The organism is Bacillus sp. FSL M8-0256 (genome assembly GCF_038005765.1).
In the GTDB taxonomy this organism is placed as follows: domain Bacteria; phylum Bacillota; class Bacilli; order Bacillales; family Bacillaceae; genus Bacillus; species Bacillus safensis.
Genome location: NZ_JBBOTU010000001.1, coordinates 1,792,825 through 1,819,003, shown reverse-complemented (window position 1 = coordinate 1,819,003; position 26,179 = coordinate 1,792,825). Strand labels below are relative to the sequence as shown.

The window sequence follows — 26,179 nt, the reverse complement described above, 5'->3', positions numbered from 1 at the left end:
TTTATCAAAAAGGGGTTACATCATATGATCAAAACGGTAGACGGCAATATATTAGAGGCAAGCGAAGACATCATTTGTCACCAAGTGAACTGTAAAGGAGTCATGGGAGCTGGATTAGCAAAACAGATCAAAAGCAAATATCCGAATGTGTTCAAAGATTATAAACAGTTATGTACAGAACAAGGAGATGACTTGCTAAGCTCCGTTCAACTCATCACAACAAAAGACGGAAAAACAATTGCCAACTTATTTGCCCAAGCTGGATACGGAAGAACAAGAAAGCAAACAGACTACGATGCCTTACGCAATTGCTTTCAACTTCTAAAGGATACAGTGACACAATCACCTGAGGAGGAAAACCAAACGTCCATCGCCATTCCATACGGGATCGGCTGCGGCTTGGCTGGCGGCGATTGGACGATTGTGGAAGAGATGATTGAAGAGGTGCTGGGTGATTGTGAGGTGACGGTTTATCGGTTTAGATAGAGGGAAATGAATAATGAAATTAGAAGAGGAATTTGTTTTTCGATCTTTTTGCTTTCGTTGATCGGTTTCTTTGACATGCTAATCAATAACAATTGATTCCAATCACAATCAATATTTTTATTTTGTCATTACATGTGTCTGTTTTGTTATTGAATAAAAGGAGTTATTATTTAATAAGAGCACCATTTCTGCTTGGAATGGTGCTCTCAATTAGTTCTCTATTTTTTATTTCTATAATCTATCAAAATGAAATTTATAACATCTTAAAAAATTCAAAAGTTACTCCAATGTAGAAAGATATTTTTCTAAATGTTTTTTACCAGAATTACTTTTAGGTATAATACCTAGATGATTATATTTCCAAATGGTTTTTCTTTCATGAGGGTTTGTATTCGAAAGATCATCATAATTAAATTCTATATTAAAATGTCCCGTTTCATTAAATATCATTGTGAAATTTGTCCAAGGCTCTTGACCACTTTGTTCAAACGCTCTCCTAAGTTCTTGGATACAGTCAACTAATTGATGCCATCTTTCTCTGTATTCATGTTCACTCACTTCAAACAATTCAGTGATCTCATGACTATAGATCGGCTGATCATCATTTTCCTTAGGTAAAAAATAAAAGTAAGCAGTCTGTGAACCTTCAACTACTTCACCATATAAATACACCTTTATCCAATTTACAGGTATTGTCTTAACTACAATATCAACTATCTGTTTGTATACATATTCTAGTTCTTCTTCATTCATTATTTTTTCCCTCCATACACATTATCGAATCGTCTGATTTCCCACTCATCATCACCAATTTTATACTTAATATCAAAAGTTTCTGGACGTAGAGAATCAGCTTTATAGTTAGGTGTTATCTTTACTTTAACCTGATCACCATTTTGAAGAGCATCAGCCCATGCATTCTCAAGCTTTTTCCATTCACCTTTATTTAAATTTCCATTCATTGGCACAAGATTATCAATATCCCCTGAACCTTTAAAAATAGTTGCAATCAAGTGACCTCCATCATCATCTAGTAATCGATCCGGCTTTCCTGAATTGGATTGGGCATATTGGTTTCTTTTAACCTCTCCGTATTTTAAATCACTTGCTTCGACTTTGACAATACGTCCGTAGTGATCGGTTGTGTAGGTGTAGCCTTGCTTTGTTGAATAAACAACATTCGGTTTTAACACTTTTTTACGTTTCCATCTCACATAGTGATCTCCGTAACTGACAACGGCTGGTGGCGATTTTGGTGCTGGTAATCGTCTGCCTGTTTTAGAGATCCCGTATCCTGAATTGTTGTCTAGACGCTTTGCCATAGAGAGGAGTTTATTTTTGAGATTTTCTCCGTCAAACACGTTATACGGCAGCTTCGGGCCGCCAGCCATTTGAAACTTTGGTGAGTATGGCAATAGATTCGGAATAGAAACTCTGTCTAATGATTTTGCTCCTTGCTCAAGGCCTTTCTTCACCGTCGTTTTGGCTGCTGTTGTCCCCGTTTTTGTAATGGCACCTGCCCCTTTAGAACCAAAGACGATTTCTGCTAGAGAACCAGTTGCATAGGCGAACCAGTGGGATCGAGAATATGCATCACCATCGATGACTTCTTTTTGGAATGAGTCTGAAATCGACTTTCCAATCGCTTTCGATGTTTCAATTGGATGTGAAACAGCCGTTACGACCGACTCAACGGCACCTCCAGGATCTGTCACAAGATCATAGATGCCAACTACTGTATCTTTGGCCACATCATATAGCCCAACTGCTGCACCTTTTACAACATCAACGAACCCCTCTGATGCTTCTTCCTGCGCTTTGATCTGGAGAAGCTGGCTGTAATATATTTTTTGATCGTAGGAAAGATTTTCATATCCAATTTCGTCTACAATCTCAAAGTATTTCGCTTCTGATATACACGAAGGATCGTTGAGTTTTTCTTTCAATTCTTTGATTCTTCGTTTCTCTTTTTCTTCTTTTTTCACCTTTAAATATGCTTTCACCTGTGCATCGATTTTATCATGATTCTTGTACACATCTGTCTCATGAAATGCTTTTGCATCGTAATACATGGGCTGCGCATTTTTCCCTTTTCCTGTAGCAGCCATCATTTTTGTATAAAAGGTTGTAAGATGTTTCTTAATCGCTTCTGATTTTGCGTATTCTGTTTTTAGGGCATGATCTAATTTATGTACAGCATCAATTGCCTCTTTTCTTTTTTTATTCGCATCGTCTAAATGTTCATTGACCTCTTTACTTGAAAATACATTCAGTTCTATGAGATCACTGATGTCATCAAAAATAGTGGATAGGGCTTCTTTTTGTTCCTTGACCATATCTTTATTATTCTGAATCCCTTGTTTCAGTTGAGCGTCTAAGAAATGCTCATCAATAAATGTACTCCCGCCTAACGATTCATCATCAAGCTTTCCTTTTACCCCATCTAAAAACGCTTTTTGCATATCAATAAAATCAAGATAAGTGTCTGTGTAAAGCGCAAGATCCTCATAAAAGGCTTTGATATTGTCTGCACCTTTTCCAGTAAATTCATCACCTAATCCCGACACACTTTTTAATGCTTTTTTCACATGCTGCATTTCGTCTCGAAGCTCCTGATAGACTTTTGACCTTTGTTCGACAGCTGATAGTAAAGATGGAGCATCTAATATTTTCATATAAAAAAGACTCCTTTTATGGAATATTCTTTTTCTAGAATACCATAAGGAGTCTGACACTTTAATCCACTTTATCGTTTTTTAACCAATTATCCTCCGTAGTGTGGATTAAAATCTTATCCCGTTTATGATCCTGCACCTCTAGAGAAAAGCAACACTACATCATTTTTAGCATCTGCCTGAGTTTGTTGTCCAGCAGGCATTCCAAGAATTGCACCTAATAGCAAAGCGGTAGTAATCATCATCATTATTTTTTTCATGATCATATGACCTCCTTTCCTATAAGCGTACAAGATTTTAAAGCCAATTCCAAGAAGTAGTTACTTTCTTCATAAAGATTTAACTTTTTATAAATGGAGGCAACATCAGGAGCTAAAGCCTCTAAATCAACATATGCTTTTCTTTCTTCCAAAAGACATAGCCCTTTCTTGATATCTTCATAACTTTCCTGTGGTGTTGTATAACATTTCTCAAGGATATTGAATTTCAAAATAAAGTTTGTGTTCTGCTGTTCTTTAGAAAAGTTTTTCCCCTCAGCAACCCAACTTATTGCCTGATCCAACTGATTTGATTTGTAGCTTGATCTTGCAAATTCATACGCACATTGTAAGTATGAAACAGGAGCTGACTGTTTTAGATCATCTGCGGAAATTGCTTTGTTGAAATATTCAATTGCTTCTATATGGTGGTCATCCTGAATTTTGAGAAATCCCAAATCATAATAAGCCAACGCTAACAATCTCTTATCATTTTTTTCAATCAGTCTATCTACACAATCCAAAAGTATTCGTTCAGCTTTGTCTAGTCTACCGTCATCAATCAAATTCAGTGCCAACAACATATTACAGTTTATGGTCTGTATGCTGTAACCTTCATGACCTTTGTAGATGTCCTTTGCTGTTTGTAGATGATGGTGAGAAAGAAGCGTGACTTTATTGAAATAGTAGAGTGTGCCAATTTTATAATGGAACTCAGCCTTTTCAATTTCATCATGTACCTTGTCCAACTGTCTCTCAGCTACTCTGAATAGGACTAGGGCTTCTGAATAGTTATTTTTTGCACTCTCATACATACCTTTGAAAAGATAAAAGTAAAACCTTAGCATGTCATCTGTTTTGACTCTTTCACTTTCTGTTATTGTTGGTTGCCCCACTAAATCTTCCATCAGTACCTTAAATCTGTAATCAAGAATATTGAAATAGAGTAACACATCTTGATTTTCTTCCATTTCGCCTAACATTTCTTGAATCTCATCCCTCAGCTCTACTGCTTGTGAAACTTCCCTCTTTTTAATATGTAAATACCATTTGTTGAGCGTGTTTGCTACATCTACAGAAGAAATCAAATACGACATCCCATTACCCTCCTTGCTATCATTTCCTTTGTATAATTTTAACATGACATTTACAACATATGTAAAGACAAGGTGTTCATTTTAAAAGTTTTCGGTATCCCGCAAAATGCAAACATATGACTAATTGGCAATAGTAACATGTTCTTTTCGCATTCCGGCAATCGGGACAAGAACTTGTACCGATAAAATAAAAAGCCGCTAAAATAGCGACTTCAATGGGGACCATGTTCTTGTCCCTCGACAATCTTTAATAAACGGAGCAAATTTGTCCCTGGACAATTTTCTGTACCATTCATACGGAGTATCCCTCAACCGTGTTTAACCTCACATCGTATCAGTTTTAAGTGTATGTAATTGATGTTCTTGTCCCTGGACATCTTTAATCAATCTTACACGGTCTAAAAGTTTCATGTTTAGCTTCATACTCTTCTATTAATCGGATTTTATTTCCATCAAATCTAATCTTTGATATACCATCAAATGAATAAAGTTGTTCTTCTTTTGCTTTAAAATACCATTCTACAAAAAATAAGGTATCATTTACTTGATGAATATTTTTTATCTTCCATTCTAAGACAACTTGCTTCAGTAACATTTTTTTGATCCACAAATGGACTTCCTCTATACCCACATACATTGCTCCATAACATTCGCGGTAGATAATATCATCAGAAAAATACGTATCTAAAAACGTAAAATCTCTAGTTACCCACATAAAGAAATATTCTTTTATAATTTCTTCTTTCATAAGTACTCCTCTATTTTTAATTAAGCGCAGTTCTTAACTAGTGTTTTGAATCTATTATATCAAAATGAACAAAAAAAAGGTTCTTGGTTGGAATTTATGTCATTCTACACTCATTCGCTTTATTGGTGCACTTTAAAGCCTTGTTATATTAGCGGTGTACCAAGTAATGTATAAGGAGAATGTGAAGCTGCCGCGCTCTCGTTTAAGCTTGGGGGCGTGCCAAGCCCCTCGCCTATACGAAAAAGGGGTGCTCTTGTAAAGAACACACCCCTTTATTTAGGTAACTTAAATTCCGTTAAAAGAAAAGAGCCAATGATAACTACATCATTGGCTCTTCTTAACTTTAAAGATATAGTTTCTTTCAATCCACACTCCTCAAGAGAGCGACAAGCTAATAATACCAATCGTTCTAGCAAAGTCTAGTCAATTATTAGGTTTATTTGTTGCATCAATGTAATGCTTATTAGATTTCTTATTCTCTATAATATCTTCAGTCCTACCCAAAAGCATTTGAATTTCTTTTCTATTATACTGCTTTTTTATTTTCTCTTTAAATGCTGTTTGTTGATTAATAGTTGCTTTATGCATCTTTTTCCCAAATTGTTTCAAATAAATCTCAATGTATTTACTCTGTTCAAATGATGTAAATTCGTTGGTTTCGTTAATTTCATTCATAAGAAATCACCTCCTAAACATATATCGGAGGTGATTTGGAAATTTTCAGGTGTTCACTAAATTGGTTCTATTTAATGTAAAATTCGCTAGTGTAGAATGTTCCAAGAGTTGCAACATGATTGCCCTTTTTGTCGTAACGTTCTACATCCACTCTAAAGCGATAAGTACCTTTTTTGTTACAAAATGACTCTTTGATGTCAAATTGATCATAAAGTTTTTCACCTGGGTTAAGGGGGTTCCGGGAATTTGTTTTTATTGTCTCCCACTTTCCATTAACCTTTCTTTGTGGAATAAGATTGGGACCAGCACTAAAGTCATTGTGGTTTTGTACTGCAATTCGTACGACCTTATCCTCTCCAATTTTGTGATTAGCTTTTGTCGGGTTCGCCGACACTCCAAATCCTGATGCCATGCTCATCATCTCCCTTTTTATATTTTTGCGCTCCTATCCCTCACCAAAGCACGTGCAGCCATACACCCAAAAGACGACTGTTCCCATCAAATCATCGTTTCCTCCGGATACGGCCGCCTTGTCGTTGATACGTTTCGCGTCTCGTTCCCATGATTTCTTCCCACTCCCTATTCGTAATGGGATCAGCATCGTTCTCCTTCTTTCTATTAGAACCAGGAGCAATGCTTTTAAATTGCTTTAATGTCTCTTTAGAAACAGAAACCCTGATCTTCATTTCACTCGCTCCTTGCCGAATAAGCACCACCTTACGCTATTCGCTTAAATAGATTTTTGAATGATGACTACACTCCGAGAGGATGCCAAGTACAGTCATTCATCAAGTAAAATGAAAAACTGTCCTCGATACGGCTGCCGCAGACCAGCTGCTATCCAGGCTCAGAATGTCCCTCTCGTATGGCCACATTCCTCAACACCTTTGTTCCGTATCCAGATACGCCATTGATAAAGGAAAGGCGCGTCTCCCAATAAAAAAAGCGAACACCAATCAAGGCACTTAAAGTGCTCAATGATCAGCGTCCGCAGGTTCTTCCTTCTGGACAAAATATTCACGTTCGTTTTGCTTGTCTATATCATACGTTGATTCACTCAGGAAAAAAGGTCCCCTTTTTGTCGGCTTTTTCTCGGTTTTTTCTCGGCAATGCAAATAAAAAAAGTGCCCATAAACATGGACACTTTGGTTCTATTATTCCCAAAACGCATCGCCTTCAGATTCAATATACTTCTGAAGGAAAGTTTCAAAATCTACGTCAAGCAGCCTATACTCTAAACCGTCTTCAAATAGATAAAGGTTGGGATTTTCCTTATTTAGTATCAAGTAGCACCCTTCAAAAAGAGCAGCAATAGCTGTTCCATCAACCTGATCAAAAAAATCATTAGACAACTCGGATTCGATTTCTTTTAAACTGAAAACGTGTAATCCTCCACCTACCTTGTTCCCAAAAACTATGTCTTCAAATATTCTTGCGCCATTATGTAGACATAAAAACTCTTTGAGATCGTCAGGCAATGCATGATGTTTCTTTTCAAATTGTTTTATATTTTCTTGATCGGCTGGGGCATTGAAGGTACAGCACTTTTCATAGACTTCACCGTCTACCGAGAATTTGATGATGTTCTTCTCATCTAATTGATTTTCAAGCTTTTCTAATATCTGCACGATCCTACTCAATCTTTCACCTTCTATCTATATCCTCTCCACCAAGGAGAAACCTCTTGTTGATGCAGCGTTCTTGTGAGTGCATATAAATTACCCATTTTATTATCTCCACCATATTCTAAAGGTATAACATGGTGAATGTCTAAACCAGACCAATCCCATTTAGGATCTGTGTATTTACCAATATACCATTTGATATATTTATTTCGCATCTCCTACAAATATGCCGTCAACAGAACAACCATAAAGAAAATCGAATAAGCAAATCTCTTCATTCCGATACTCCTTTTCCAATTTATTTATAATATTGCTCAATTTCATCTAGGCTGTTTTCAAGTGCTCTTTCTATTTCCCGCATCTTTAGTTCATTTAAAAACTTCCTGATTTCTAAGAGAAGGAAACAGGCCTGTAGCACCGTTTGCCTCTTGTTCCTTTTTGTTATCCTCCTTCACCTTCAGGGCCCTATAAACCTTCAGCTCCTTGATCAGAGCATTTCGGACTTGTTTCTCATCGATCCCTGGTAGTAAACACAATTGTTCAGATTTCAGTCTATCACTCCTTGAAAGTTCATATTGAAATTTTCTTATAATCTATCTAAATCTGAAAACCGTTCTTATTTTTACAAAAAAACCCTTGAATTTTTTATAATATAGGATAATTAGGTATGTAAAAAATAAACTATGGAGTGTTTTAAATGAGATTAAAAAAAGTTTTAATTTGTTCCGCATTATCCTTTGCTTTACTTGTTTCTGCATCTCCTGCATTCGCTTCACCTTCTAATGCAGACAGCAAGATGAGTCAAAAGGTAATAACTCCTCAAGCTGAGTTGAAAACTATTCATCTAAAAGCCAATACACACAAAAAACCTATCAAATGTTTCGGTCTCTTTGGTCCTAAAAGATGCATAAAAGGGTGATGGTACTCGGACAGGCAAATATCAATGTTGATTTTAAAAATATCTAAGAGATAGGAGGATGACCCTCCTATCTCATTTTTAATTAGCTAATTTGAAAATATATAGCTGCCATCACTATGCCTGTTTTAATAATTTCAGAATCATTAGCAAATGACTTATTTTTGACTGTTACCTGCAGGAGGAAGCTCCTGCTATTTTATTTTGTGTGAACTCGATTAATTTAAATTTGTGAACTGGCCTTCGCGTGTAGTGATATCCGTTTTCCCGTAAATAGGTGCTTCAGCTAAAAACGCTTGGTTGGAATGATCATCTAGAATAATGCTTTCACTACTCCTTTGGTCATAAAGTTATAAATGGAAATGGTTGAATTTGTAAGTTTGTAAGGATTATTCATGTGCACAAAGCTTCCCATGTTATTCTGTAGTCTTCGCTTTTTTTATTTGCCTTGAAGACTTTGCAAATCACGTATACACATTCTAAATAGGTGTTCGTCCCTTAAATCTAAAGACAGATCAATCAGCATCTTCAGATACTTTAAGTACATAACCTTCCTCTTCTTTTTGATCATTCCCGCCAGAATCGTCTTTCACACTATGAGAGGAATCTGGAATCTAAATTATTATCATATGTTTCTTCAGTCTGCATCGGTTTACCTTCGTTAATCTGATCCTGATTTCAATCCCTCCACTTTACGTTCAATTTTTATGGAATTTTTCTTTAATCTTATTTTTTCTGCAGGTAAGCTCAATTCATCCTCTAACTGTTCCGGCTCATGATCAGCAATGTGAACTACACCACTGTGATCTACTCTGATAATTTATAATTAGACGCTCTGCATTTGCAAATATAGCGGAGAATATCGCTCCACTTGGACTTCGTACCAATCATTTCAGCAAGGTTTTGAATACTTTTTCTGAGACCTTCGTTGAAATTTGAAAGTCGCCTTTTTTGTGGGTGAATTGTGGATGATGCTCCTTCATTTTGAAATATTAGAAACACCCACAAAAATAAAAACCCCTGAAGCCAATGGCTCCAGGGGTTCTTTATTAATACTGAGACATATACTGATCGCGTTCCCATGGGTGTACTTGAGTTCTGAACATATCCCATTCAATTTCTTTTGATTCGATGAAGTGCTCGAATAGGTGATCGCCTAGTGCGTTGATCATGACTTCGTTTGATTTTAGCAGCTCGAGTGCTTCTGCAAGTGTTGCAGGAAGGTCAGAGATGCCGTTTTCAAGACGCTCTTCTTTGTCCATGACATAGATGTTTCTGTCGATTGGTGCTGGTGCTTCTAGTTTGTTTTTGATTCCGTCAAGACCTGCTGCAAGTAATACGCTTAGTGCAAGATATGGGTTTGCAGATGGGTCTACGCTGCGTACTTCTACGCGTGTGCTGATGCCGCGTGATGCCGGGATACGGATCAATGGGCTGCGGTTTTGTGCACTCCAAGCCACATAGCAAGGTGCTTCATAGCCAGGTACAAGACGCTTGTAAGAGTTTACCGTTGGGTTTGTGACCGCTGTAAAGCTTGTTGCGTGCTTGACGATACCTGCGATAAAGTGTCTAGCAGTCTCGCTTAATTGTAAATCTGCTTTTTCATCAAAGAATGCGTTTTTACCATTTTTGAATAATGATAGGTTACAGTGCATACCAGATCCGTTTACACCGAACAATGGTTTTGGCATGAATGTCGCATGAAGACCATGCTTTCTCGCAATGGTTTTGACAACGAGTTTGAACGTTTGAATGTCATCACAAGAACGGATTGCGCCTGCATATTTGAAGTCAATTTCATGCTGCCCTGGTGCTACTTCGTGGTGAGATGCTTCAATTTCAAAGCCCATTTCTTCAAGCTCAAGTACGATATCACGACGGCAGTTTTCGCCTAGATCTGTTGGCGCAAGGTCAAAGTATCCGCCTTTATCGTTTAATTCAAGCGTTGGTTCGCCTTTTTCATCTAATTTAAATAAGAAGAATTCTGGCTCAGGTCCAAGGTTGAAATCACTAAATCCTAGTTCTTCCATTTCCTTTAAGATACGCTTTAAGTTGTTACGCGGGTCTCCATCAAATGGTGTCCCGTCTGGCTTATAAATGTCACAAATAAAGCGTGCAACTTTACCTTTTTCTGCTGTCCAAGGGAAAATAACAAATGTGTTTAGATCTGGGTATAGATACATATCTGATTCTTCGATACGTACGAATCCTTCAATAGATGAACCGTCAAACATACATTTGTTATCGAGAGCTTTTTCTAACTGGCTCACAGGAATCTCAACATTTTTAATCGTTCCGAGAATGTCTGTAAATTGCAGACGGATGTACTTTACGTTTTCCTCATTTACTAATTTTACGATATCTTCTCTTGTGTACTTTGCCATTTCGTAAAACTCCTCCCCTACAAAAGGTAAAATGTGTATAGCAATGCTTTTGCTAATTGGTTAACGGAAGAACCTTGACATATCCCCCTGCCTAAAGGTCGTTCCTTGTTGGAAACGTCCAGCCTGAATGAGTTCCTTCTTCAGTAGCTTCCTGAGTTCATCATCTGTCAAGTTGTGCTTAGCTGTAGCTTTTTCCTCCGTCTTTGTATCAGACGATGGATTTTCTGCCTCAGCTTTGGCAAAAAGCTTTTTGATTCCTGCCATGTTTACACCTTGTTCGATGAGGTTTTTAATTTCTAGTAATTTATCAACATCATGAAAAGAAAATAATCGGCGGTTTCCATCACTTCTTGCTGGAAATACTAAACCATTTTCCTCATAATAGCGAATTTGTCTTGCAGATAATTCTGTTAGCTGCATGACAATCCCAATTGGGAATAAAGGCATTGAGCGGCGAATGTTATCACTCATCTCAACTGTCTCCTCCTCTTTGCTTAAATTTATTATATGTCATGTTATATTATGTGTCAACAAGATGTTAGGAATATTAACATGGATTTTTTTATTGAGCAGGCACTTCAATAAAACCTTGTTCCAATAAGGCATCGACAGCACTGCAAATCGCATTTTTCACATGGGCATACGTGAGTCCGCCTTGAACATAGGCAGTATAAGGCGGTCTGATCGGACCATCGGCTGATAATTCGATACTGGCTCCTTGTACAAAGGTGCCCGCTGCCATAATGACATCGTCTTCGTAGCCTGGCATATAGCTTGCATGTGGTGTGACGTGACTATTAATCGGAGATGCATACTGGATTGCCTGACAGAAAGCAATCATTTTTTTAGGATCCCCAAATTCGACTGATTGAATCAAATCCGTTCTTTTCGCATTCCACGCCGGGTTTGTTTGGAATCCGAGCTTCTCAAGAAAACGAGCCGTAAACACTGCGCCTTTTAAGCTTTGAGCTACAACATGCGGCGCCAAGAAAAAGCCTTGATACATTTCTTGGAGCGCATACAGCGATGCACCCGCTTCACTGCCGATGCCTGGAGATGTCATTCGATAAGAGCAAGCTTCTACCCATTTTTCTTTTCCAACGATATAGCCGCCTGTTTTGGCAAGGCCTCCGCCTGGGTTTTTAATGAGTGAACCGGCCATGAGGTCAGCTCCGACATGACATGGCTCTTTTAATTCAGTAAATTCACCATAACAGTTATCTACAAACACAATGATTTCTTCATTAATCTCTTTCACAAATGAAATCATTTGCTCAATTTCTTCTATAGTAAAGGATGGTCTTGACGCATAGCCTTTCGAACGCTGAATGCCGATGACTTTTGTTTTAGTGGAAATCGACTCTTTTACTTTGTCGTAATCGACGGATCCATCTTGTCGTAAATCAATGGCTTTGTAGTCAATCTGGAAGTCTTTTAATGAGCCTGTCCCTTCTTTCCCGCGAATCCCGACAATTTCTTCTAGCGTATCGTATGGTTTTCCCGTCATATAGATCAATTCATCGCCAGGTCTCAGCACACCAAATAAGGCAATGGAAATTGCGTGTGTACCGGAAATAATTTGCGGACGCACAAGCCCGCTTTCTCCGCCGAAGACATCCGCATAAATCTTTTCTAATGTGTCTCTCCCCATATCATCGTAGCCATATCCAGTCGTCGGATTAAAGTGAGAGTCACTGACTTTGTGCTTTCGATAGCTTTCAAGCACCCGCCACTCATTTTGTTCGCTCTTTTGATCAATTTGCTGATGCACGTGTAAAATCTCTTGTTCTGTTTCTGCTGCTACTTTTTCTAAAATACTGCCGTGTTTTAATGTGTGAAACATCTTGATTTAATTCCTTTCCAACATATACTTCTTGATTTGACCTAAAATGGTCTGATCCTCACCACTATAGCCAGTGATGTCATATATCTCTGCTTCTTTTTGAAATTCTAGTGATTCCACAAGCGTTTCTGATTTTAATGCGGAGATGAGCTTGCCTTCATGCGCTGGAATCTTTACATGATATGGCTTTAAAAAGGCTTTTTTCAGCTCAGCCATAATATCCGCTTTTAACCTTTTTACATCTTCCTTGCGCTTAGCACTGATTAAGATGTGGCGATGCTTTGAAGATGGGATGAAATCTGGTCTAATTTGATCTTCCTTGTTATAAACAGTCAGCATCGGAATACGGTCCGCTTCTAATTCTTCTAAAAGCTCATGAACCGTTCGTTCGTGCCCTTCATAATCCTCATTAGAAGAGTCGATGACATGAAGCAAATAATCGGCTTCCTTCACTTCTTCAAGGGTGGAACGAAATGCGGCAATCAGTGTGGTCGGAAGGTCTTGGATAAAGCCAACTGTATCTGAAATCAGCACACTGTAGCCAGATTCTAATGTCATCTTACGTGTCATTGGATCAAGTGTCGCAAACAACAAATCCTCTTCATGACTATCCGCTTCTGTTAACTGGTTAAACAAAGTTGATTTTCCGGCATTCGTATACCCGACAATGGCAATTTGGAACACACCATTTTTCTTTCGGCGTTCCCGGTATCTTGTTCGGTGTTCTTTGACTGCGGATAACTGCCCGTTAATTTCATGAATGCGGTTTCGAATATGACGTCTGTCTGTTTCAAGTTTTGTTTCACCTGGACCTCTTGCGCCAATTCCGCCCCCTTGTCTTGAAAGGCTGATCCCTTGTCCACTTAGTCTCGGCAAGGCATACTGAAGCTGGGCAAGCTCTATTTGCAGCTTCCCCTCTCTTGTACGGGCTCTTTTTGCAAAGATATCTAAAATCAATTGCGTACGATCAATAATTTTCACATCTAAAGCAGTCGCCAAAGCTTTTAGCTGGCTTGGAGAAAGCTCGTCATTAAAAATAATGACATCACATTCGAGTTCCTCGCAAAGCACTTCAAGTTCTTCTACTTTCCCTTTCCCGATATACGTTGCACTGTCTTGTCTATTTCTCTTCTGCGTCATCACGCTGACAGCTTCACCGCCAGCCGTTTTGGTTAAGGAAGCTAATTCTTCCATTGAGTATTGAAAGCGTTCATCCGTTACATGCGGCAATTGGCAGCCGACAAGGATCGCTTTTTCAGTCATTTCATGTTCATTCAACGTTAGTTGTTTCCTTTCTGTACTTAAGTTTTCAGTAGTACCATCATACCAAACACATCACACGTATACCACTATTCGGATGGTTTATTTTAGTGACTCTTTATAAAAAAGGATACGCCATTTCAAGAAGGCGTATCCTCTTTCATTTGAAGATCGTGACTTTTAATGGTCAGCAGATCTTTTTTATCATAATGATCCACAAGAAGCAGTCTCATCGCCTGGGTTCGTATGGCTTTTTCAATGGTGTTTCGCACAAACCGGCCGTTGCTGAATTTTGCCGGGCTTGTGGTACTTTTAATGTGCATTAAATAATCCCGCAGCTTCCATTCAGCTTCTTGTGTAAATACATATTCTCTGTCTGCCATCATTCGTTTTGCAATATCCATGAGCTGATCGACTGTATAATCAGGAAAGCTGATGTTGATTGGAAATCTTGATTGCAGGCCGGGGTTTAAAGAAAGAAAATGATCCATTTCCTTGGAGTAGCCTGCAAGAATGAGAATGAATTCGTGCTGTTTGTCCTCCATATGTTTTACAAGGGTATCAATCGCTTCTTTTCCAAAATCCTTTTCTCCTCCGCGTGCAAGAGAATAGGCTTCGTCAATGAACAAAATACCACCTAATGATTTTTTAATTAAATCCCTTGTTTTTTGCGCTGTATGACCAATGTACTCTCCAACAAGATCACCTCGTTCTGCTTCAATTAAGTGACCCTTTGAGAGCACATTCATTTCAAAGAAAAGCTTCCCGACAAGTCTTGCAACTGTGGTTTTTCCTGTGCCAGGATTTCCTTTGAACATCATATGAAGCGCTTGTTTTCCTACCTTTAACCCTTGTTCCTGCCGTTTTTGATTAACAAAAATCCAAGCATAAATCTCTTTTATGTTTCGTTTCATTTCATCCATACCGACAAGGCTGTTCATTTCACGCTCTATTTCCCGTAAGATGCTGTGTTTTGCCTCATTTTTCTGCAAGGCTTCTAGGTATTCTGCCTCTGAGTCTGCATCAACCAATACTTGCTTTTGTCCGTTAAGTATAATATTGATTTGGCCGTTGTTTTTATATGTGACAGCTCGCTCCAACGTATTCACCTCTCGCTCTTCTCTCTTTATTCTATTCGGGTGGAGCTGTAATCGTGACAATCGCCCGCTTAAGCCCAAGTTTGCTGTCAAAATGACCCGAGATACCGAATATTGTAGGGATTTCTGCGGTTTCCCAGGAAATGATGTGCTATTTCCATTGTATTCATCCCGTTTGGGCGGACAAACCAACAATTTGCTTTTTCTTAGAAAAATGTAGCTTTTTGATCACAAATGATGCAGAAAAGAGTCTCAATGATTTCCGCATTTTGTACAGGCAATTCTTCTATTTTCTCATAAAATAAAGACGAGGTGATGAATAGATGGTGAAAATTTTTATTGATCCTGGCCACGGAGGAACAGATTCTGGAGCTAGTGCTAATGGACTTTTGGAGAAAAATATAACACTTCAAATCGCGCTTTTATTGAGAGACATTTTGATTAGTGAATATGATGGGGTTTCCGTCCGCTTAAGTCGTTCAACTGACCAATCCGTCACTTTGTCCCAGCGTACGAATGCGGCAAACAGCTGGGGGGCAGACTATTTCGTGTCTATTCATATTAATGCTGGCGGGGGCACAGGGTTTGAAAGCTATGTGTATCCTGGCGTTTCAGCACCGACCACCACGTATCGCAATGCCCTTCATGATGAAATTGTCCGCTCGGTTGATTTTGCGAACCGCGGCAAGAAAACTGCGAACTTCCACGTTCTTCGAGAAACTTCTATGCCCGCTATTTTAACAGAGAATGGTTTCATCGATACGGCTGCTGATGCTAATAAGCTCCGCAACGCAACCTTCCTTCAAGGCATCGCTCGCGCTCATGCGACTGGTCTAGAAGAAGCCTTTCAATTGAAAAAAAAAGCAAGTAATCTTTATAAAGTGCAGGCAGGAGCTTTCAAAGTGAAAGCCAATGCAGATGAATTAGCAGCAACACTTAAATCCAAAGGCTTTGACGCGTTTGTTGTATTAGACGGCGGCATGTTCCGAGTGCAAGCCGGGGCTTTCCGTACAAAGCAAAATGCAGATGATCTCGTCGCAAAATTGAAGCAGGCCGGTCACGACGCATTCGTTTTCCAATAAGCTGAAGCTATTGTAACGAAACAAACCGGCTCAAGTCTTCTGCTGAGCCGGTTTGTTGTGTATTCATTTACGCTAAGATGTTAACGACAAATTGAGACCATGTTTCAAGACGATCGAAGTATTCAGGCTTTTTCAAATCGGCTGCTTTCATCCATTTTCCTGAGATTTGATCTGTTTCTTTTACTTCCACATGAGCACCCGGAGATAGTTCAAGTGCTGATAACAGTCCGATGTGCACACGGCCGACACTGTTGTCATCGTCATTGATTAACCCAAGGGTTTTCATTTCAAGTTTGTCTTCTTCTTGAATTGAAAGTTCTTCGTCCAGCTCACGATCTGTATTTTCTTTTAGAATCTCAGCAAAGTTTTTTCCTTCGATGAAATTCATATGCCCCCCAAAGCCAAGAGATAACTTATGATGTAAGCGAGTCTCTCCTCCGCCTTGAAGTCTTTCGTATACATACACTTCGTCCTCACGCTTAATCACGACATAAGGAATCGGCTGCTTGAAGTCAGGATTTTCTTCTGCATCGCCTCTTCGCATTTGCTCGAAGTGCTCTTCGATTTCTTTCATAATGGTGCTGATTGTTTTCTCTTCACTGTTCACACCATTAAACGCAAGTGTTTCGTTTTGAAACACGCGTGCGCGTGGTGCTACTAAAATGATTTCGTCCATTTTTCCCATGTTCGGTAACCTCCAGTATGTAACTATCACATTGTTAGAAATGGCAAAAAGCCAAAACGAGTGATGCGTTTTGACTTTTACGCTTTCCTTATGATTCATCTCCAAAGAAGAAATCGTCATCTTTTAACGGCTCAACTGTTGCTTTTTTGTAGCCGTTCCCTTTCATTGAGAAGAAGTCATGCGACTTTGTTTTTGTATTGAGTCCATTCAATACAATAGGATTGATCTCTTCTTCTTCAAAGTAAGGGGCAAATCCAAGGTTCATTAACGCTTTATTGGCATTGTAACGAATGAACTTTTTCACATCATGCGATAAATTGACTTGGTCATAAATATCTTCAGTGTAATGAAGTTCATTTTCATAAAGCTCGTTTAAAAGGTCAATAGAGAAATCATATAGCTCTTTTTGCACGTCAGGTGTTTGTTTGTTGTAAATTTCTTGTGCTAATAATCCAACGTACACACCATGTATCGCTTCATCACGCAAAATTAAGTTGATGATTTCACCGCTTTGCATGAGCTTTCCTTGTCCATAGAAATAAAGCGGGTAGTAAAAACCACTATAAAATAGGAAGCTTTCTAAATAAACAGAAGCAACCATTGCTTTAAAGAGAGAAATAGGATCGTCCTTTTGAATCGAACGATATAAACTGACAATCATATCTGCTTTCTTTTGCAGGAATTTATTCTTCTTGACCCATTCAAACACTTCACTGATCGTTTCAGTTGGTGCGAGTGTCATGAAGATATTTGAGTATGATTTCGCATGCACCGCATTTTCCATCATTGCCATAAAGTTGAGTACTGCTTTACGCTGATGGCCGTCCACATGTTCAGCAACAATCGGCATCCCTGTATTTCCTTGTTCTGTATCAAGTAAAGTCAGTCCAGCAAGTACCTTCATATACGTATCTCGCTCTTTTTCACCTAAATATTTCCATGTTAAGAGATCTCCGTTTAAGGAAATCTCTTCTGGAAGCCAGAACTGCTTTACATTTTGGTTGTAAAACATTTGTGTAAAATCGTCTTCGTGTTTTGACCAGTTGGCTGCATCATAAATTTTTGTCACGTTAAACTCTCCTTTAATCAAACAACACAAGAAAGACAGCCTTCCTGCCCTGTATCCTTCGTTCTTGCATAATAAAGTGTCTTAATGCCTTTATGGTGTGCATAAAGATCGATGCGGTTTAAATCACGCGTTGTCATCGTATCTTTTAAGAATAGTGTAAAGCTGATTCCTTGATCGACGTGCTGCTGAATCGTTGCGATCATATCGACCACTTTAAACATGTCCATATCGTACGCTTCTTTATAGAAGAACCAGTTTTGTGCTGAAAGACCTGGCATTGGGTAATAAGTTTTGCTGTTGCCGTATGTTCTTTCTTCGATACGTTCCATAATTGGCATCACAGAAGCTGTTGCCGATTGAACATAAGAAATGGAACCTGTTGGTGCAATACATAAACGATAGCTGTGATACATGCCATGTTCCGCTACAAATTCTTTGAGTGCGGCCCAGTCTTCTTTTGTTGGAATGTGCATGCCTTCAAATAGCGCTGCTGCTTTTTCTGTTTTTGGTGTGAAATCATTTTCCACGTATTTATTGAAGTACTCACCAGTTGCATAGCCAGAGCCTTCATAACGATGGAATGTTTCTCCTTTTTCTTTCGCAAGCTCACTTGAGCGTTTAATTGAATAATAGTTCACCATCATAAAGAACGTATTTGCGAAATCTCTTGCTTCTTCACTTTCATAGGCAATTTGGTTTTGAGCTAAATACCCGTGAAGATTCATCGCGCCGAGTCCGATTGACTTCATCGCTTTGTTCGCTTTTCGAACAGCTGGTGCATTGCGAATGTCTGTTGTTTCAGACACAAGCGTTAGTGAGTCTGTTGCAAGCTTAACCGTTTTTTCAATCGATTTGTTTTTCATGACATTCATGATATTTAATGAACCAAGGTTACAAGAAATATCAAGGCCGATTTCATCTTCTTGATCATAGTCCGTGTAAGAAGAAACCTCTGACGCCTGAAGCACTTCTGAGCAAAGGTTTGAGAATTTCACTCGTGAAATATGGTTCAAGGCATGCTCTCTGTTTACATTATCTTGGAACATGATATATGGATAGCCTGATTCTGAGCGTAGAACAGCCAATTTTTCAAGAAGCTTTCTCGGATTGACTTTTTCTTTTTTAACTTTCGGGTTTTCTACAAGCTCGTCATACATTTCTTCCATGTCCATCTCATCAAGATGCTGTCCATATTCTTTATAGACTGTATGCGGATAGAAAGTGTAAGCTGTTTTATCTTCTCTAGCAAGCTCGATAAATTTATCCGGGATGACGACTCCAATGGACAGAGTTTTCACGCGAACATCTTCATCGGCAGAGATTTTTTTCGTATCTAAGAAATCATTGATATCTCTGTGGAAAATATTCAGGTAGGCACTGCCTGATCCTTGTCTTTGCCCCATTTGATCTGCATATCTGAATGCATTATCAAGAAGCTTCATCACACCGACGACACCTTTTGTCGCGTTTTCGACATCTTTGATTGCTTCGCCTTTTGCACGAAGTTTTGACAGGTTCAAACTGACGCCGCCACCTAGTTTTGACAACTGCATTGAAATATCAATCGCTCTTGAAATATCGTTTAGTGAGTCATTTACTTCAAGCAAGAAGCAGCTCACAAGCTCACCGCGTCTTTTACGTCCGGCGTTCAAGAAGGTTGGTGTACTTGGCTGGTACTCTTGATTGATCATCAGTTCTACAAACTCAAGTGCTTTTTCTTTATCCCCACCCGCAAAGAAAAGTGCTACAACTGAAATGCGGTCTTCATAGCGTTCAAGGATTTTCTTTTTATCATTTGTTTTCAGTGCATAGTCATTGTAAAACTTAAATGCACTCATAAATGATGGGAATCTAAATTTTTTGGCATATGCAGCTTCAAAGACTTCTTTAATATCTGCCATGCTGTATTGTCTTAAAAATTCTTCCTCATAGTAGTCGTTTTCTATTAAGTAATCAATCTTCTCTTCTAGATTATGAAAAAAGACCGTGTTTTGATTAATGTAATCTACGAAATAACTATGTACAGCTTCTTTGTCCTTATCGAACTGAAACTTTCCTTCTTTTTGAATCATAATTTCGTTATTTAATTGTATCCACTTTGGAACCTGATTTTGTGACAATTCTTTCTACCTCCTGTGTAAACAATTCAACATCCCTTTTTGTTCCGCTTAGTTCAAAGGTGTGCAAAATAGGAACTTGATATTGTTTAGAAATCGTATCGGCGCTTTTTGCAAAATTATCTCCCCACACTTTGTTGCCACTCACCGCAACACCTAGTAAAAGGTGAGCATTTTTCTCTAAAAAGGACTGAGTGGTACTAGGGACTTGTCCAAATCCTGTTGTAAAGGTGACGAGAATAAACGGCGTATCCAAAAACTCTTCTCCAGTCAATTTTCGTTTGTCTGTAAAAGGGGTCTTGTCCAAAAAGCGTTGAACATTTCCTGTTTTTGAATCAAATACGATTTGAATCAATTCCATCACGACCTAGTTTTTAGTATTGTTGATCATTTCGCTATCCACTATATATAGTATACTATGTTTTTTCAAAACACAACATATAGATGTTCGAAACGAAAAAAATCAACCAACCCGGCCGAACCTTCATAGCCGAACTCGTACGTTCAAATAAATAGAGCAGAACAGGATCTAAAAATAGACTGCTCTACTCCCTATTCAACTGAAACCGAAATCTATCATAACACGAAAAAAAATCGCTTAGTAGACTAGACTTTTTGTTTTATTTTTTGTAGGCATCGCACTGTAAATCTTCTGACACTTCTGTAATTTCCACTTCAACACCTAATTCTTTTAGCACCGCTTCAAGCGCAGAAACGATTGAAGCTTCTCTCACTAATTCTTTCCCATTTACAGAAACACTCGTTCCATATTCGAAACAGGAATCGTCTTCACAAGTTTGTTCCCAATGATTAATTTTAATTTTATGTGTCATGAACTCATCCTTTTCTGTCTAGATGTCTGATGCATGATTATAGTGTAGCGGCTTCACATTCATTTGTAAATTTACGTGCTTACTCTTCTTCATCAGAGCCATCATCATATTCTTCGTCGTCCCATTCATCTATGTATTTCGTTGTAACGAGAGTCAGCTCTCCTTCTTTTTCATCAAATCGGTACACATGTACTTGATCATCTTTCACAACAGCAAAATGATTATTTTTTAGTGCAGCAGATGATGGTAAAACTCCATCTGCATTTTCATGAGAATGGTTATTCCAACTTTCTTGTCTCGTTTCAATGTTTGAGATAGCGCACGATCCAAACAAGACAACAATTCCAATCAAAAGGAGGATCACTCTAATCCTTCTTAATTCAAGCTCTGCATTTTCCATATGAATCCCCTCACCCTTCTAATATCCAATAAGGAATGATACGGAAATTTGGCAGAAAAGTTTCATTGCATGCAAAATAGCCCCTCTGCACTGACAAAAAACGTAGCGGGTTCCGGCCGGTTTATTCGCAGAGGCATGGGGCTATTTTAAATACAACCTATCCTATTCTAATTCTAGATTTACATTCTTTTGAGGTGCAAATGTAGAAATGGCGTGTTTATAAATAAGCTGCTGCTTCCCTTCTGTTTCAAGCAGCACCGTGAAATTGTCAAACCCTTTCACTTGACCGCGAAGCTGAAAGCCATTCAGCAAGAATACTGTGACAAATGTATTGTCTTTGCGGATCTGATTCAAAAACTGCTCCTGAATATTAATCGGTTTCATGATTCGTCCTCCTTGATTCTGATAACTACAGTTTCGCTTTAAGTCCAAGCTTTCCTGCTATATATGCGAAAATTTCCTCTTTTTTGTCTGAAAAGTGGCAAGGCGGTGTCATATCAAACCAAGTGACCGCCATTTTATTACGGAACCACGTGAACTGACGCTTCGCATATCTACGGGAATTTTGCTTTAATTGCTGGATGGCTTCGTCAAGTGAGCAGTCACCTTGAAAATAGGCATACAGCTCTTTATAACCAATGGCTTGAACAGACTGACAATCCTTCAAACCAGATTGATAAAGTGCTCTCACTTCTTCAATTAAGCCTTCATCTATCATCATATCAATTCTTTGATGAATGCGCTCGTACAAAACCTCTCGATCCATTTTCAGCCCAATGAAGGCTGTATCATAAAGAGGAACTTCTTGATGCCCGTTTTGCATCTCCGACATTTTCTGACCTGTTGTATGAATCACTTCCAGCGCCCGGATCACGCGGCGGACGTTATTTGGATGAATAGCGTTTGCCGCATCAGGATCTACTGCCTTTAGCTTTTCGTGCAGCAAAAGCGCGCCGTGCTGCTGTTCAAAGAGCGTCATTTCTTCTCTAAAAGCAGGATCACTTTTCTCATCCGTAAATGTGTAATCATATAAAACAGATTGGATATAGAGGCCTGTTCCACCGACAATCATTGGCGTTTTCCCTCTAGCGGCAATCTCTTTGATTTTCGCACGAACCAGCTGCTGAAATTCAGCTGTAGAAAAAGATTCGTCCGGCTGTTTAATATCAATTAAATGATGCGGGATGCCATTCATTTCTTCGGGAGTGATTTTAGCTGTTCCGATATCCATCCCTTTATAAATCTGCATAGAATCCCCGCTGATAATCTCTCCATTAAATGCTTTGGCTATATCAATGCTCAATTTGGTTTTGCCGACAGCCGTCGGCCCTACTAACACGATTACTGGCTGCTTCGCTTTATTCATAACATCACTCACTTTTACAAAACTGCCTACAGTATAGCATAACTTTTCTTACTCTCCTATCTCCTGCCCATTACCAGCCAAGCGGTTCATTTCCAACCACTTCATATGTTTTTCCTTTTAAACGATGCTTATGTGTTGGCCGCTTCTCATCTGGACTATAGACGACACCTCCATATGGAATGGGAACAGAATCGAGATAGGCTGAATAGGTGACTTCCTCGATCTCGTGATAATGTGTTCCATCCACTCTTGGAATTGCCGGCCCTGTGACCCCGTAGTACCTGTGAAAATGCCCTCTTTCAAAGGAGGTGATCCCGCGATAAAAATGAGTATGCCGGTCGGTACTGCTTCCATTTACAGGCTGAGAAATACCTTCTATTAAATGATAATGCCCCTCCGTTACATCTGTACGTGCTTTATATGCATGAGCATGCGGCGGACACTTTGCCCAATCAGATGGATACAGGCCCATTTCTAACATTCCTCCTTATATTAGGCGTTCACCCAAACATCTGTAGGCTGCTGGAATACACTGATGTCAGTTACAGTGATTTTATGAGAAAGGAGCCTTTTATTATGAATTATTTTGACGCACCTCCGTTTATTCAAGAAGACATGAGAAGACCTTTTGGATTTGGGTTTGGCCGACCTGGTTTTGGATTTGGGAGACCTGGTTTTGGATTTGGCCGCCCAGGATTTGGATTTGGAAGACCTGGATTCTTTGGGCCTCCATTTTTAGGTGGTTTTGCTGGCGGCCTGCTTGCTGGATCTTTGCTTGCTCCAGGATTTGGATATCCTTATCCGCCATTTCCGCCATATGGACCATACCCTTGGTATTAAATATGACGTTTAAGTGAAAACATCCGTTCATAAAATGAATCGATTGACACACTCTTTTTTCATGAGTTAACATTTACTTTACCGACTGTTCAGTAAAGTAGGTGTTTTTTTTATGTCTAAAACCAAAAAGAGCAAATTTTTGATGCAGCTGCCAGTACGATTTTAAAAGAAGGGTTAAGCCAGCTCACCCTTCAGCAGGTGGCAGAGCATGCAAATATGACCAAAGCCGGTCTGCTTTATCATTTTTCAAGCAAGGAAGAGCTCATCCAACAAATGAATGAGCATGCGATTCTTTGCTTTCGTCAGCAGCTCGAGACGTATTACGAAACATACAAACACGAAAAAGCGCCTTATGTACGCGCATATCATATCTATTGGCAACATGACATGATCTAAATATGCAGCATACGACCCAGCTATGTACAAGTATGCTGGCTACCATGTCATTTGATGATGCGCTGCTGCACCCTTGGCGTGCTTTTTATGCGGAGTTCAAAGAAAAAGCAGCTGAGGAAATAAGCGATCCTGCACTGAGTCAGCTGATCCGCCTTGCATGTGATGGGATATGGTTTTCAGAAATGTTTCAGCTAGAACCGCTGAAAAGAGAGGAAAAAAACCTTTTACTTCATCGGATTTTACACCTATTAGAGGAGGGATGATCATGATCCTCGGATATCTTTTTTTGGCTGTGGCCATTTTTTCAGAAGCCATTGGCGCCGCGATGTTAAAATTATCTCATGGTTTTACGCGCTGGAAGCCTAGCGCGGTTGTTGTGGCTGGCTATACACTTGCTTTTTATATGCTGTCATTGACGCTCAATATCATTCCGCTAAGCATGTCTTACGCAACATGGTCTGGGGTTGGTACGGTTCTCACGGCTATTTTTGGCGTGCTCTTTTTCAAAGAAACCTTGAACCAAAAAGCCGTCATTGGGATGGCGATGCTTGTCTCAGGGGTCGTACTATTAAATATGTCATAAAGGATGTGGGAGATGATGAAAGGAATACTCTACTTAACAGGAGCCATTTTGACGGAGGTTTTTGGCAGTACAATGCTGAAGCTTTCTCAAGGCTTTTCGCAGCTGCTGCCGAGTATCGGGGTACTGATCGGATTTGGATGCGCCTTTACTTTCCTGAGCTTGGCACTTAAAACCATCGAGCTCTCGTCTGCCTATGCAACCTGGTCTGGCGTTGGAACAGCTCTCACTGCTCTTGTAGGACTTGTGCTGTTTAACGAAACGATCAGCACGAAAGGCTACATCGGCCTTGCACTTGTCATCTGCGGCGTGATTGTCTTAAATCAATCCAAGAAGCAAAAGAACGAAACCAAAGCACAACTCGATCAAACCGAATGGACGTCATAAAAAAAGTCATTTTCTCCATATTTCAAGAGAAAATGACTTTTTTGTTTTAACGGCCGACTTGAATGGTTTCTTCTAAGGAAATGTTCACATTCCCCTGAACAGCTCTTGAAATCATACATGAGCTTTCGGCTTTATGCGCAAGCTTTCGGGCCAGCTCAATATCATGTGCGGAAGCGGACTCTTTGAGGGTGATGACAGGCCGATGAATGATTTCCTCATAAGTAAACACGCCATTTGTCACATCTACGACGGCTTCAGAGCTCATCGATAGATCCTCTTTCTCTAATTGACTCCGCTCCATCATGGCTGCAAGTGTAATGATATAACACGTAGCCGCTGCACCTAAGAGCATCTCATCTGGATTGGTTCCAATACCTGGACCGTCCATTTCCTTTGGAATCGAAATCTTTGTTTTTAATTGTTCACATGCGATTGTACCCACATCGTTACGCAGACCGGGCCAGCTTGCCTGAAGATGAAAATGATGACGCGCCATATCCGTCTCTCCTTTTGTTATCACTGTTCATAGTGTAACAAGAATTCCACTCCTTGTCTTAACATGTGCACAGCCCTTACGTATATTCTTCATCCAGCACTGTCCGAATCGCCCTGACATAACGATAGAATGTCTCGTTTTTTGTACTTGATCGCCTCCGAAAATCGAAACTATCAAATAAAGCTTCACGCTGACTTCTACTAATCTCAAGCTGCACACTTTGCCCTGTTTTTGTAAGATTATTAATATTATGATTGCTTGTCCCGCTCAGGGTTGCGTGTGCGACAGCTAGTTCAGCAGAAAATCCGTTCCGCTCTAATGAGTTGACAATTTTCTCTGCACGATCGTAATCTGTTCCGCCGACGAGAGTATGGTCAATTCCTTCCTCGCCTTTGTATCCATGCACTGCTAAGATGTAATCATGTGCTTTTGCCTGCGCGACGCCGATTGGCTCATCAAAGTTTGTACTTGTAATATGAAGTTCTGATGCATTCTCTCTTAGACCTTCAAATAAATACGTCGAAAAATCGTTGTCAAAAAAATGGACGATCTCGCTCACGCCGCCTTCGATCCTCCCGCCATGAGGTGACATCACAAGAAGGCGGCTGCCAGGCACTGGGTTGGCTGTAATGTTATAGCTGCTTGTTGATTCGTTTTCTTCAAGTTCTTTAAAATTTCGATAAATATCATTTGAACCGCTTTCGTCTTCCCCACCTGATGACACTGGCTTATCATGTTCCTGTGCTTGCATAGTATAATAAACGCCCCATCCGATCGCAAGCAGGAGAAGCAAAGCAAAAAACTTCTTCATTCCCGTTCTCCTTTAACAGATTTCTAAGCCGTTTCTATGATTTATATTGAATCA

General features: G+C 39.4%; 33 protein-coding genes and 1 pseudogene. 9 read left to right on the top strand and 25 right to left on the bottom strand.

The window, feature by feature from the left end; all coding sequences use genetic code 11:
* Positions 1-24: 24 nt before the first annotated feature.
* The gene (locus NSQ76_RS09160) at positions 25-486 is read left to right on the top strand and encodes a macro domain-containing protein (protein WP_341053433.1); all 462 of its coding nucleotides are present in this window, start codon (positions 25-27) and stop codon (positions 484-486) included.
* A 279-nt stretch (positions 487-765) separates the two neighbouring features.
* Here NSQ76_RS09160 and NSQ76_RS09155 read toward each other — a convergent pair whose 3' ends face one another.
* The 9 genes from NSQ76_RS09155 to NSQ76_RS09115 all read right to left on the bottom strand — a co-directional run bounded on the left by NSQ76_RS09155 (position 766) and on the right by NSQ76_RS09115 (position 7,578).
* Entirely contained in the window at positions 766-1,239 is a 474-nt protein-coding gene (locus tag NSQ76_RS09155; RefSeq protein ID WP_185854424.1) for an antitoxin YezG family protein, read from the bottom strand.
* Positions 1,239-3,161, bottom strand: coding sequence for a T7SS effector LXG polymorphic toxin (locus NSQ76_RS09150; protein WP_327823349.1), 1,923 nt, complete (start codon positions 3,159-3,161; stop codon positions 1,239-1,241). The genes NSQ76_RS09155 and NSQ76_RS09150 overlap by 1 nt, the downstream gene beginning before the upstream one ends.
* A 125-nt stretch (positions 3,162-3,286) precedes the next feature.
* Complete coding sequence (locus NSQ76_RS09145) at positions 3,287-3,421, bottom strand: hypothetical protein (RefSeq protein ID WP_283860093.1); 135 nt, start codon at positions 3,419-3,421, stop codon at positions 3,287-3,289.
* Between the two features lie 2 nt (positions 3,422-3,423).
* Positions 3,424-4,515, bottom strand: coding sequence for a Rap family tetratricopeptide repeat protein (locus tag NSQ76_RS09140; RefSeq protein ID WP_341053427.1), 1,092 nt, complete (start codon positions 4,513-4,515; stop codon positions 3,424-3,426).
* A 379-nt stretch (positions 4,516-4,894) separates the two neighbouring features.
* The gene (locus NSQ76_RS09135; RefSeq protein WP_024425099.1) at positions 4,895-5,263 is read right to left on the bottom strand and encodes a nuclear transport factor 2 family protein; all 369 of its coding nucleotides are present in this window, start codon (positions 5,261-5,263) and stop codon (positions 4,895-4,897) included.
* A gap of 423 nt (positions 5,264-5,686) precedes the next feature.
* Positions 5,687-5,938: a hypothetical protein gene (locus tag NSQ76_RS09130; protein ID WP_332284354.1), complete on the bottom strand. Its 252-nt coding sequence runs from the start codon at positions 5,936-5,938 to the stop codon at positions 5,687-5,689.
* A gap of 67 nt (positions 5,939-6,005) precedes the next feature.
* The gene (locus NSQ76_RS09125; RefSeq protein WP_185854420.1) at positions 6,006-6,350 is read right to left on the bottom strand and encodes a structural protein; all 345 of its coding nucleotides are present in this window, start codon (positions 6,348-6,350) and stop codon (positions 6,006-6,008) included.
* A 91-nt stretch (positions 6,351-6,441) separates the two neighbouring features.
* Positions 6,442-6,624: a hypothetical protein gene (locus tag NSQ76_RS09120; RefSeq protein WP_041084758.1), complete on the bottom strand. Its 183-nt coding sequence runs from the start codon at positions 6,622-6,624 to the stop codon at positions 6,442-6,444.
* A 468-nt stretch (positions 6,625-7,092) separates the two neighbouring features.
* Positions 7,093-7,578, bottom strand: a complete 486-nt coding sequence (locus NSQ76_RS09115; protein WP_332284356.1) for an SMI1/KNR4 family protein — start codon at positions 7,576-7,578, stop codon at positions 7,093-7,095.
* Positions 7,579-8,260: 682 nt separating this feature from the next.
* Between NSQ76_RS09115 and NSQ76_RS09110 the strand changes: the two genes are divergently transcribed.
* Positions 8,261-8,482, top strand: a complete 222-nt coding sequence (locus NSQ76_RS09110) for a hypothetical protein (RefSeq protein ID WP_247721857.1) — start codon at positions 8,261-8,263, stop codon at positions 8,480-8,482.
* A 1,046-nt stretch (positions 8,483-9,528) separates the two neighbouring features.
* On the opposite strand, the gene glnA is transcribed toward NSQ76_RS09110, so the two are convergent.
* The 5 genes from glnA to spoVK all read right to left on the bottom strand — a co-directional run bounded on the left by glnA (position 9,529) and on the right by spoVK (position 15,066).
* Complete coding sequence (gene glnA, locus NSQ76_RS09105) at positions 9,529-10,863, bottom strand: type I glutamate--ammonia ligase (RefSeq protein WP_024427046.1); 1,335 nt, start codon at positions 10,861-10,863, stop codon at positions 9,529-9,531.
* Positions 10,864-10,923: 60 nt separating this feature from the next.
* Complete coding sequence (locus tag NSQ76_RS09100) at positions 10,924-11,334, bottom strand: MerR family transcriptional regulator (RefSeq protein WP_025093274.1); 411 nt, start codon at positions 11,332-11,334, stop codon at positions 10,924-10,926.
* Positions 11,335-11,425: 91 nt separating this feature from the next.
* Positions 11,426-12,706: a methionine gamma-lyase family protein gene (locus tag NSQ76_RS09095; protein ID WP_268478087.1), complete on the bottom strand. Its 1,281-nt coding sequence runs from the start codon at positions 12,704-12,706 to the stop codon at positions 11,426-11,428.
* A gap of 6 nt (positions 12,707-12,712) precedes the next feature.
* Positions 12,713-13,984 (bottom strand): GTPase HflX, encoded by a 1,272-nt coding sequence (gene hflX / locus NSQ76_RS09090; RefSeq protein WP_024427043.1) that lies wholly within the window; start codon positions 13,982-13,984, stop codon positions 12,713-12,715.
* 122 nt (positions 13,985-14,106) lie between these two features.
* Positions 14,107-15,066, bottom strand: coding sequence for a stage V sporulation protein K (spoVK, locus tag NSQ76_RS09085; RefSeq protein ID WP_024424083.1), 960 nt, complete (start codon positions 15,064-15,066; stop codon positions 14,107-14,109).
* 320 nt (positions 15,067-15,386) lie between these two features.
* Between spoVK and NSQ76_RS09080 the strand changes: the two genes are divergently transcribed.
* Positions 15,387-16,145 carry an N-acetylmuramoyl-L-alanine amidase gene (locus tag NSQ76_RS09080; protein WP_025093276.1) on the top strand — a complete coding sequence of 253 codons (759 nt, stop codon included), beginning with the start codon at positions 15,387-15,389 and terminating at the stop codon, positions 16,143-16,145.
* Between the two features lie 67 nt (positions 16,146-16,212).
* Here NSQ76_RS09080 and NSQ76_RS09075 read toward each other — a convergent pair whose 3' ends face one another.
* From NSQ76_RS09075 to NSQ76_RS09035, 9 genes are all read right to left on the bottom strand, one after another.
* Positions 16,213-16,830: a hypothetical protein gene (locus tag NSQ76_RS09075; RefSeq protein ID WP_024424084.1), complete on the bottom strand. Its 618-nt coding sequence runs from the start codon at positions 16,828-16,830 to the stop codon at positions 16,213-16,215.
* An 88-nt stretch (positions 16,831-16,918) separates the two neighbouring features.
* Entirely contained in the window at positions 16,919-17,899 is a 981-nt protein-coding gene (gene nrdF, locus NSQ76_RS09070) for a class 1b ribonucleoside-diphosphate reductase subunit beta (protein ID WP_024424085.1), read from the bottom strand.
* 17 nt (positions 17,900-17,916) lie between these two features.
* Positions 17,917-20,019, bottom strand: coding sequence for a class 1b ribonucleoside-diphosphate reductase subunit alpha (gene nrdE / locus NSQ76_RS09065; protein WP_024424086.1), 2,103 nt, complete (start codon positions 20,017-20,019; stop codon positions 17,917-17,919).
* On the bottom strand, positions 19,979-20,371 hold the full coding sequence (nrdI, locus tag NSQ76_RS09060; protein ID WP_008360380.1) for a class Ib ribonucleoside-diphosphate reductase assembly flavoprotein NrdI: 393 nt from the start codon (positions 20,369-20,371) through the stop codon (positions 19,979-19,981). The genes nrdE and nrdI overlap by 41 nt, the downstream gene beginning before the upstream one ends.
* 265 nt (positions 20,372-20,636) lie before the next feature.
* On the bottom strand, positions 20,637-20,849 hold the full coding sequence (locus NSQ76_RS09055) for a hypothetical protein (protein ID WP_003212415.1): 213 nt from the start codon (positions 20,847-20,849) through the stop codon (positions 20,637-20,639).
* A 79-nt stretch (positions 20,850-20,928) separates the two neighbouring features.
* Positions 20,929-21,249, bottom strand: a complete 321-nt coding sequence (locus NSQ76_RS09050) for a YmzC family protein (protein WP_024427040.1) — start codon at positions 21,247-21,249, stop codon at positions 20,929-20,931.
* Between the two features lie 162 nt (positions 21,250-21,411).
* Positions 21,412-21,633 carry an RNA chaperone Hfq gene (gene hfq, locus NSQ76_RS09045; protein ID WP_024424088.1) on the bottom strand — a complete coding sequence of 74 codons (222 nt, stop codon included), beginning with the start codon at positions 21,631-21,633 and terminating at the stop codon, positions 21,412-21,414.
* A 25-nt stretch (positions 21,634-21,658) separates the two neighbouring features.
* On the bottom strand, positions 21,659-22,615 hold the full coding sequence (gene miaA, locus NSQ76_RS09040) for a tRNA (adenosine(37)-N6)-dimethylallyltransferase MiaA (RefSeq protein ID WP_025093277.1): 957 nt from the start codon (positions 22,613-22,615) through the stop codon (positions 21,659-21,661).
* Between the two features lie 70 nt (positions 22,616-22,685).
* The gene (locus NSQ76_RS09035) at positions 22,686-23,087 is read right to left on the bottom strand and encodes a YmaF family protein (protein WP_025093278.1); all 402 of its coding nucleotides are present in this window, start codon (positions 23,085-23,087) and stop codon (positions 22,686-22,688) included.
* A gap of 104 nt (positions 23,088-23,191) precedes the next feature.
* On the opposite strand from NSQ76_RS09035, the gene NSQ76_RS09030 reads away from it, so the two are divergent.
* From NSQ76_RS09030 to erbB, 6 genes and pseudogenes are all read left to right on the top strand, one after another.
* Positions 23,192-23,455: a hypothetical protein gene (locus NSQ76_RS09030; RefSeq protein ID WP_025093279.1), complete on the top strand. Its 264-nt coding sequence runs from the start codon at positions 23,192-23,194 to the stop codon at positions 23,453-23,455.
* A gap of 135 nt (positions 23,456-23,590) precedes the next feature.
* A pseudogene (locus NSQ76_RS09025) lies at positions 23,591-23,668 on the top strand (TetR/AcrR family transcriptional regulator); the annotation flags it as partial.
* 3 nt (positions 23,669-23,671) lie between these two features.
* Positions 23,672-23,851, top strand: a complete 180-nt coding sequence (locus NSQ76_RS09020) for a hypothetical protein (protein ID WP_241743564.1) — start codon at positions 23,672-23,674, stop codon at positions 23,849-23,851.
* Between the two features lie 2 nt (positions 23,852-23,853).
* On the top strand, positions 23,854-24,114 hold the full coding sequence (locus NSQ76_RS09015; protein WP_341053404.1) for a hypothetical protein: 261 nt from the start codon (positions 23,854-23,856) through the stop codon (positions 24,112-24,114).
* Between the two features lie 2 nt (positions 24,115-24,116).
* Positions 24,117-24,434 carry an SMR family multidrug efflux transporter EbrA gene (erbA, locus tag NSQ76_RS09010; RefSeq protein ID WP_024424092.1) on the top strand — a complete coding sequence of 106 codons (318 nt, stop codon included), beginning with the start codon at positions 24,117-24,119 and terminating at the stop codon, positions 24,432-24,434.
* 15 nt (positions 24,435-24,449) lie between these two features.
* Positions 24,450-24,818, top strand: coding sequence for an SMR family multidrug efflux transporter EbrB (gene erbB / locus NSQ76_RS09005; protein WP_024424093.1), 369 nt, complete (start codon positions 24,450-24,452; stop codon positions 24,816-24,818).
* A gap of 46 nt (positions 24,819-24,864) precedes the next feature.
* Here erbB and NSQ76_RS09000 read toward each other — a convergent pair whose 3' ends face one another.
* Together NSQ76_RS09000 and NSQ76_RS08995 are read right to left on the bottom strand one after the other, a co-directional pair.
* Entirely contained in the window at positions 24,865-25,314 is a 450-nt protein-coding gene (locus NSQ76_RS09000) for an OsmC family protein (RefSeq protein WP_024427036.1), read from the bottom strand.
* Positions 25,315-25,390: 76 nt separating this feature from the next.
* Positions 25,391-26,125: a poly-gamma-glutamate hydrolase family protein gene (locus NSQ76_RS08995; RefSeq protein ID WP_341053402.1), complete on the bottom strand. Its 735-nt coding sequence runs from the start codon at positions 26,123-26,125 to the stop codon at positions 25,391-25,393.
* Positions 26,126-26,179: the final 54 nt, after the last annotated feature.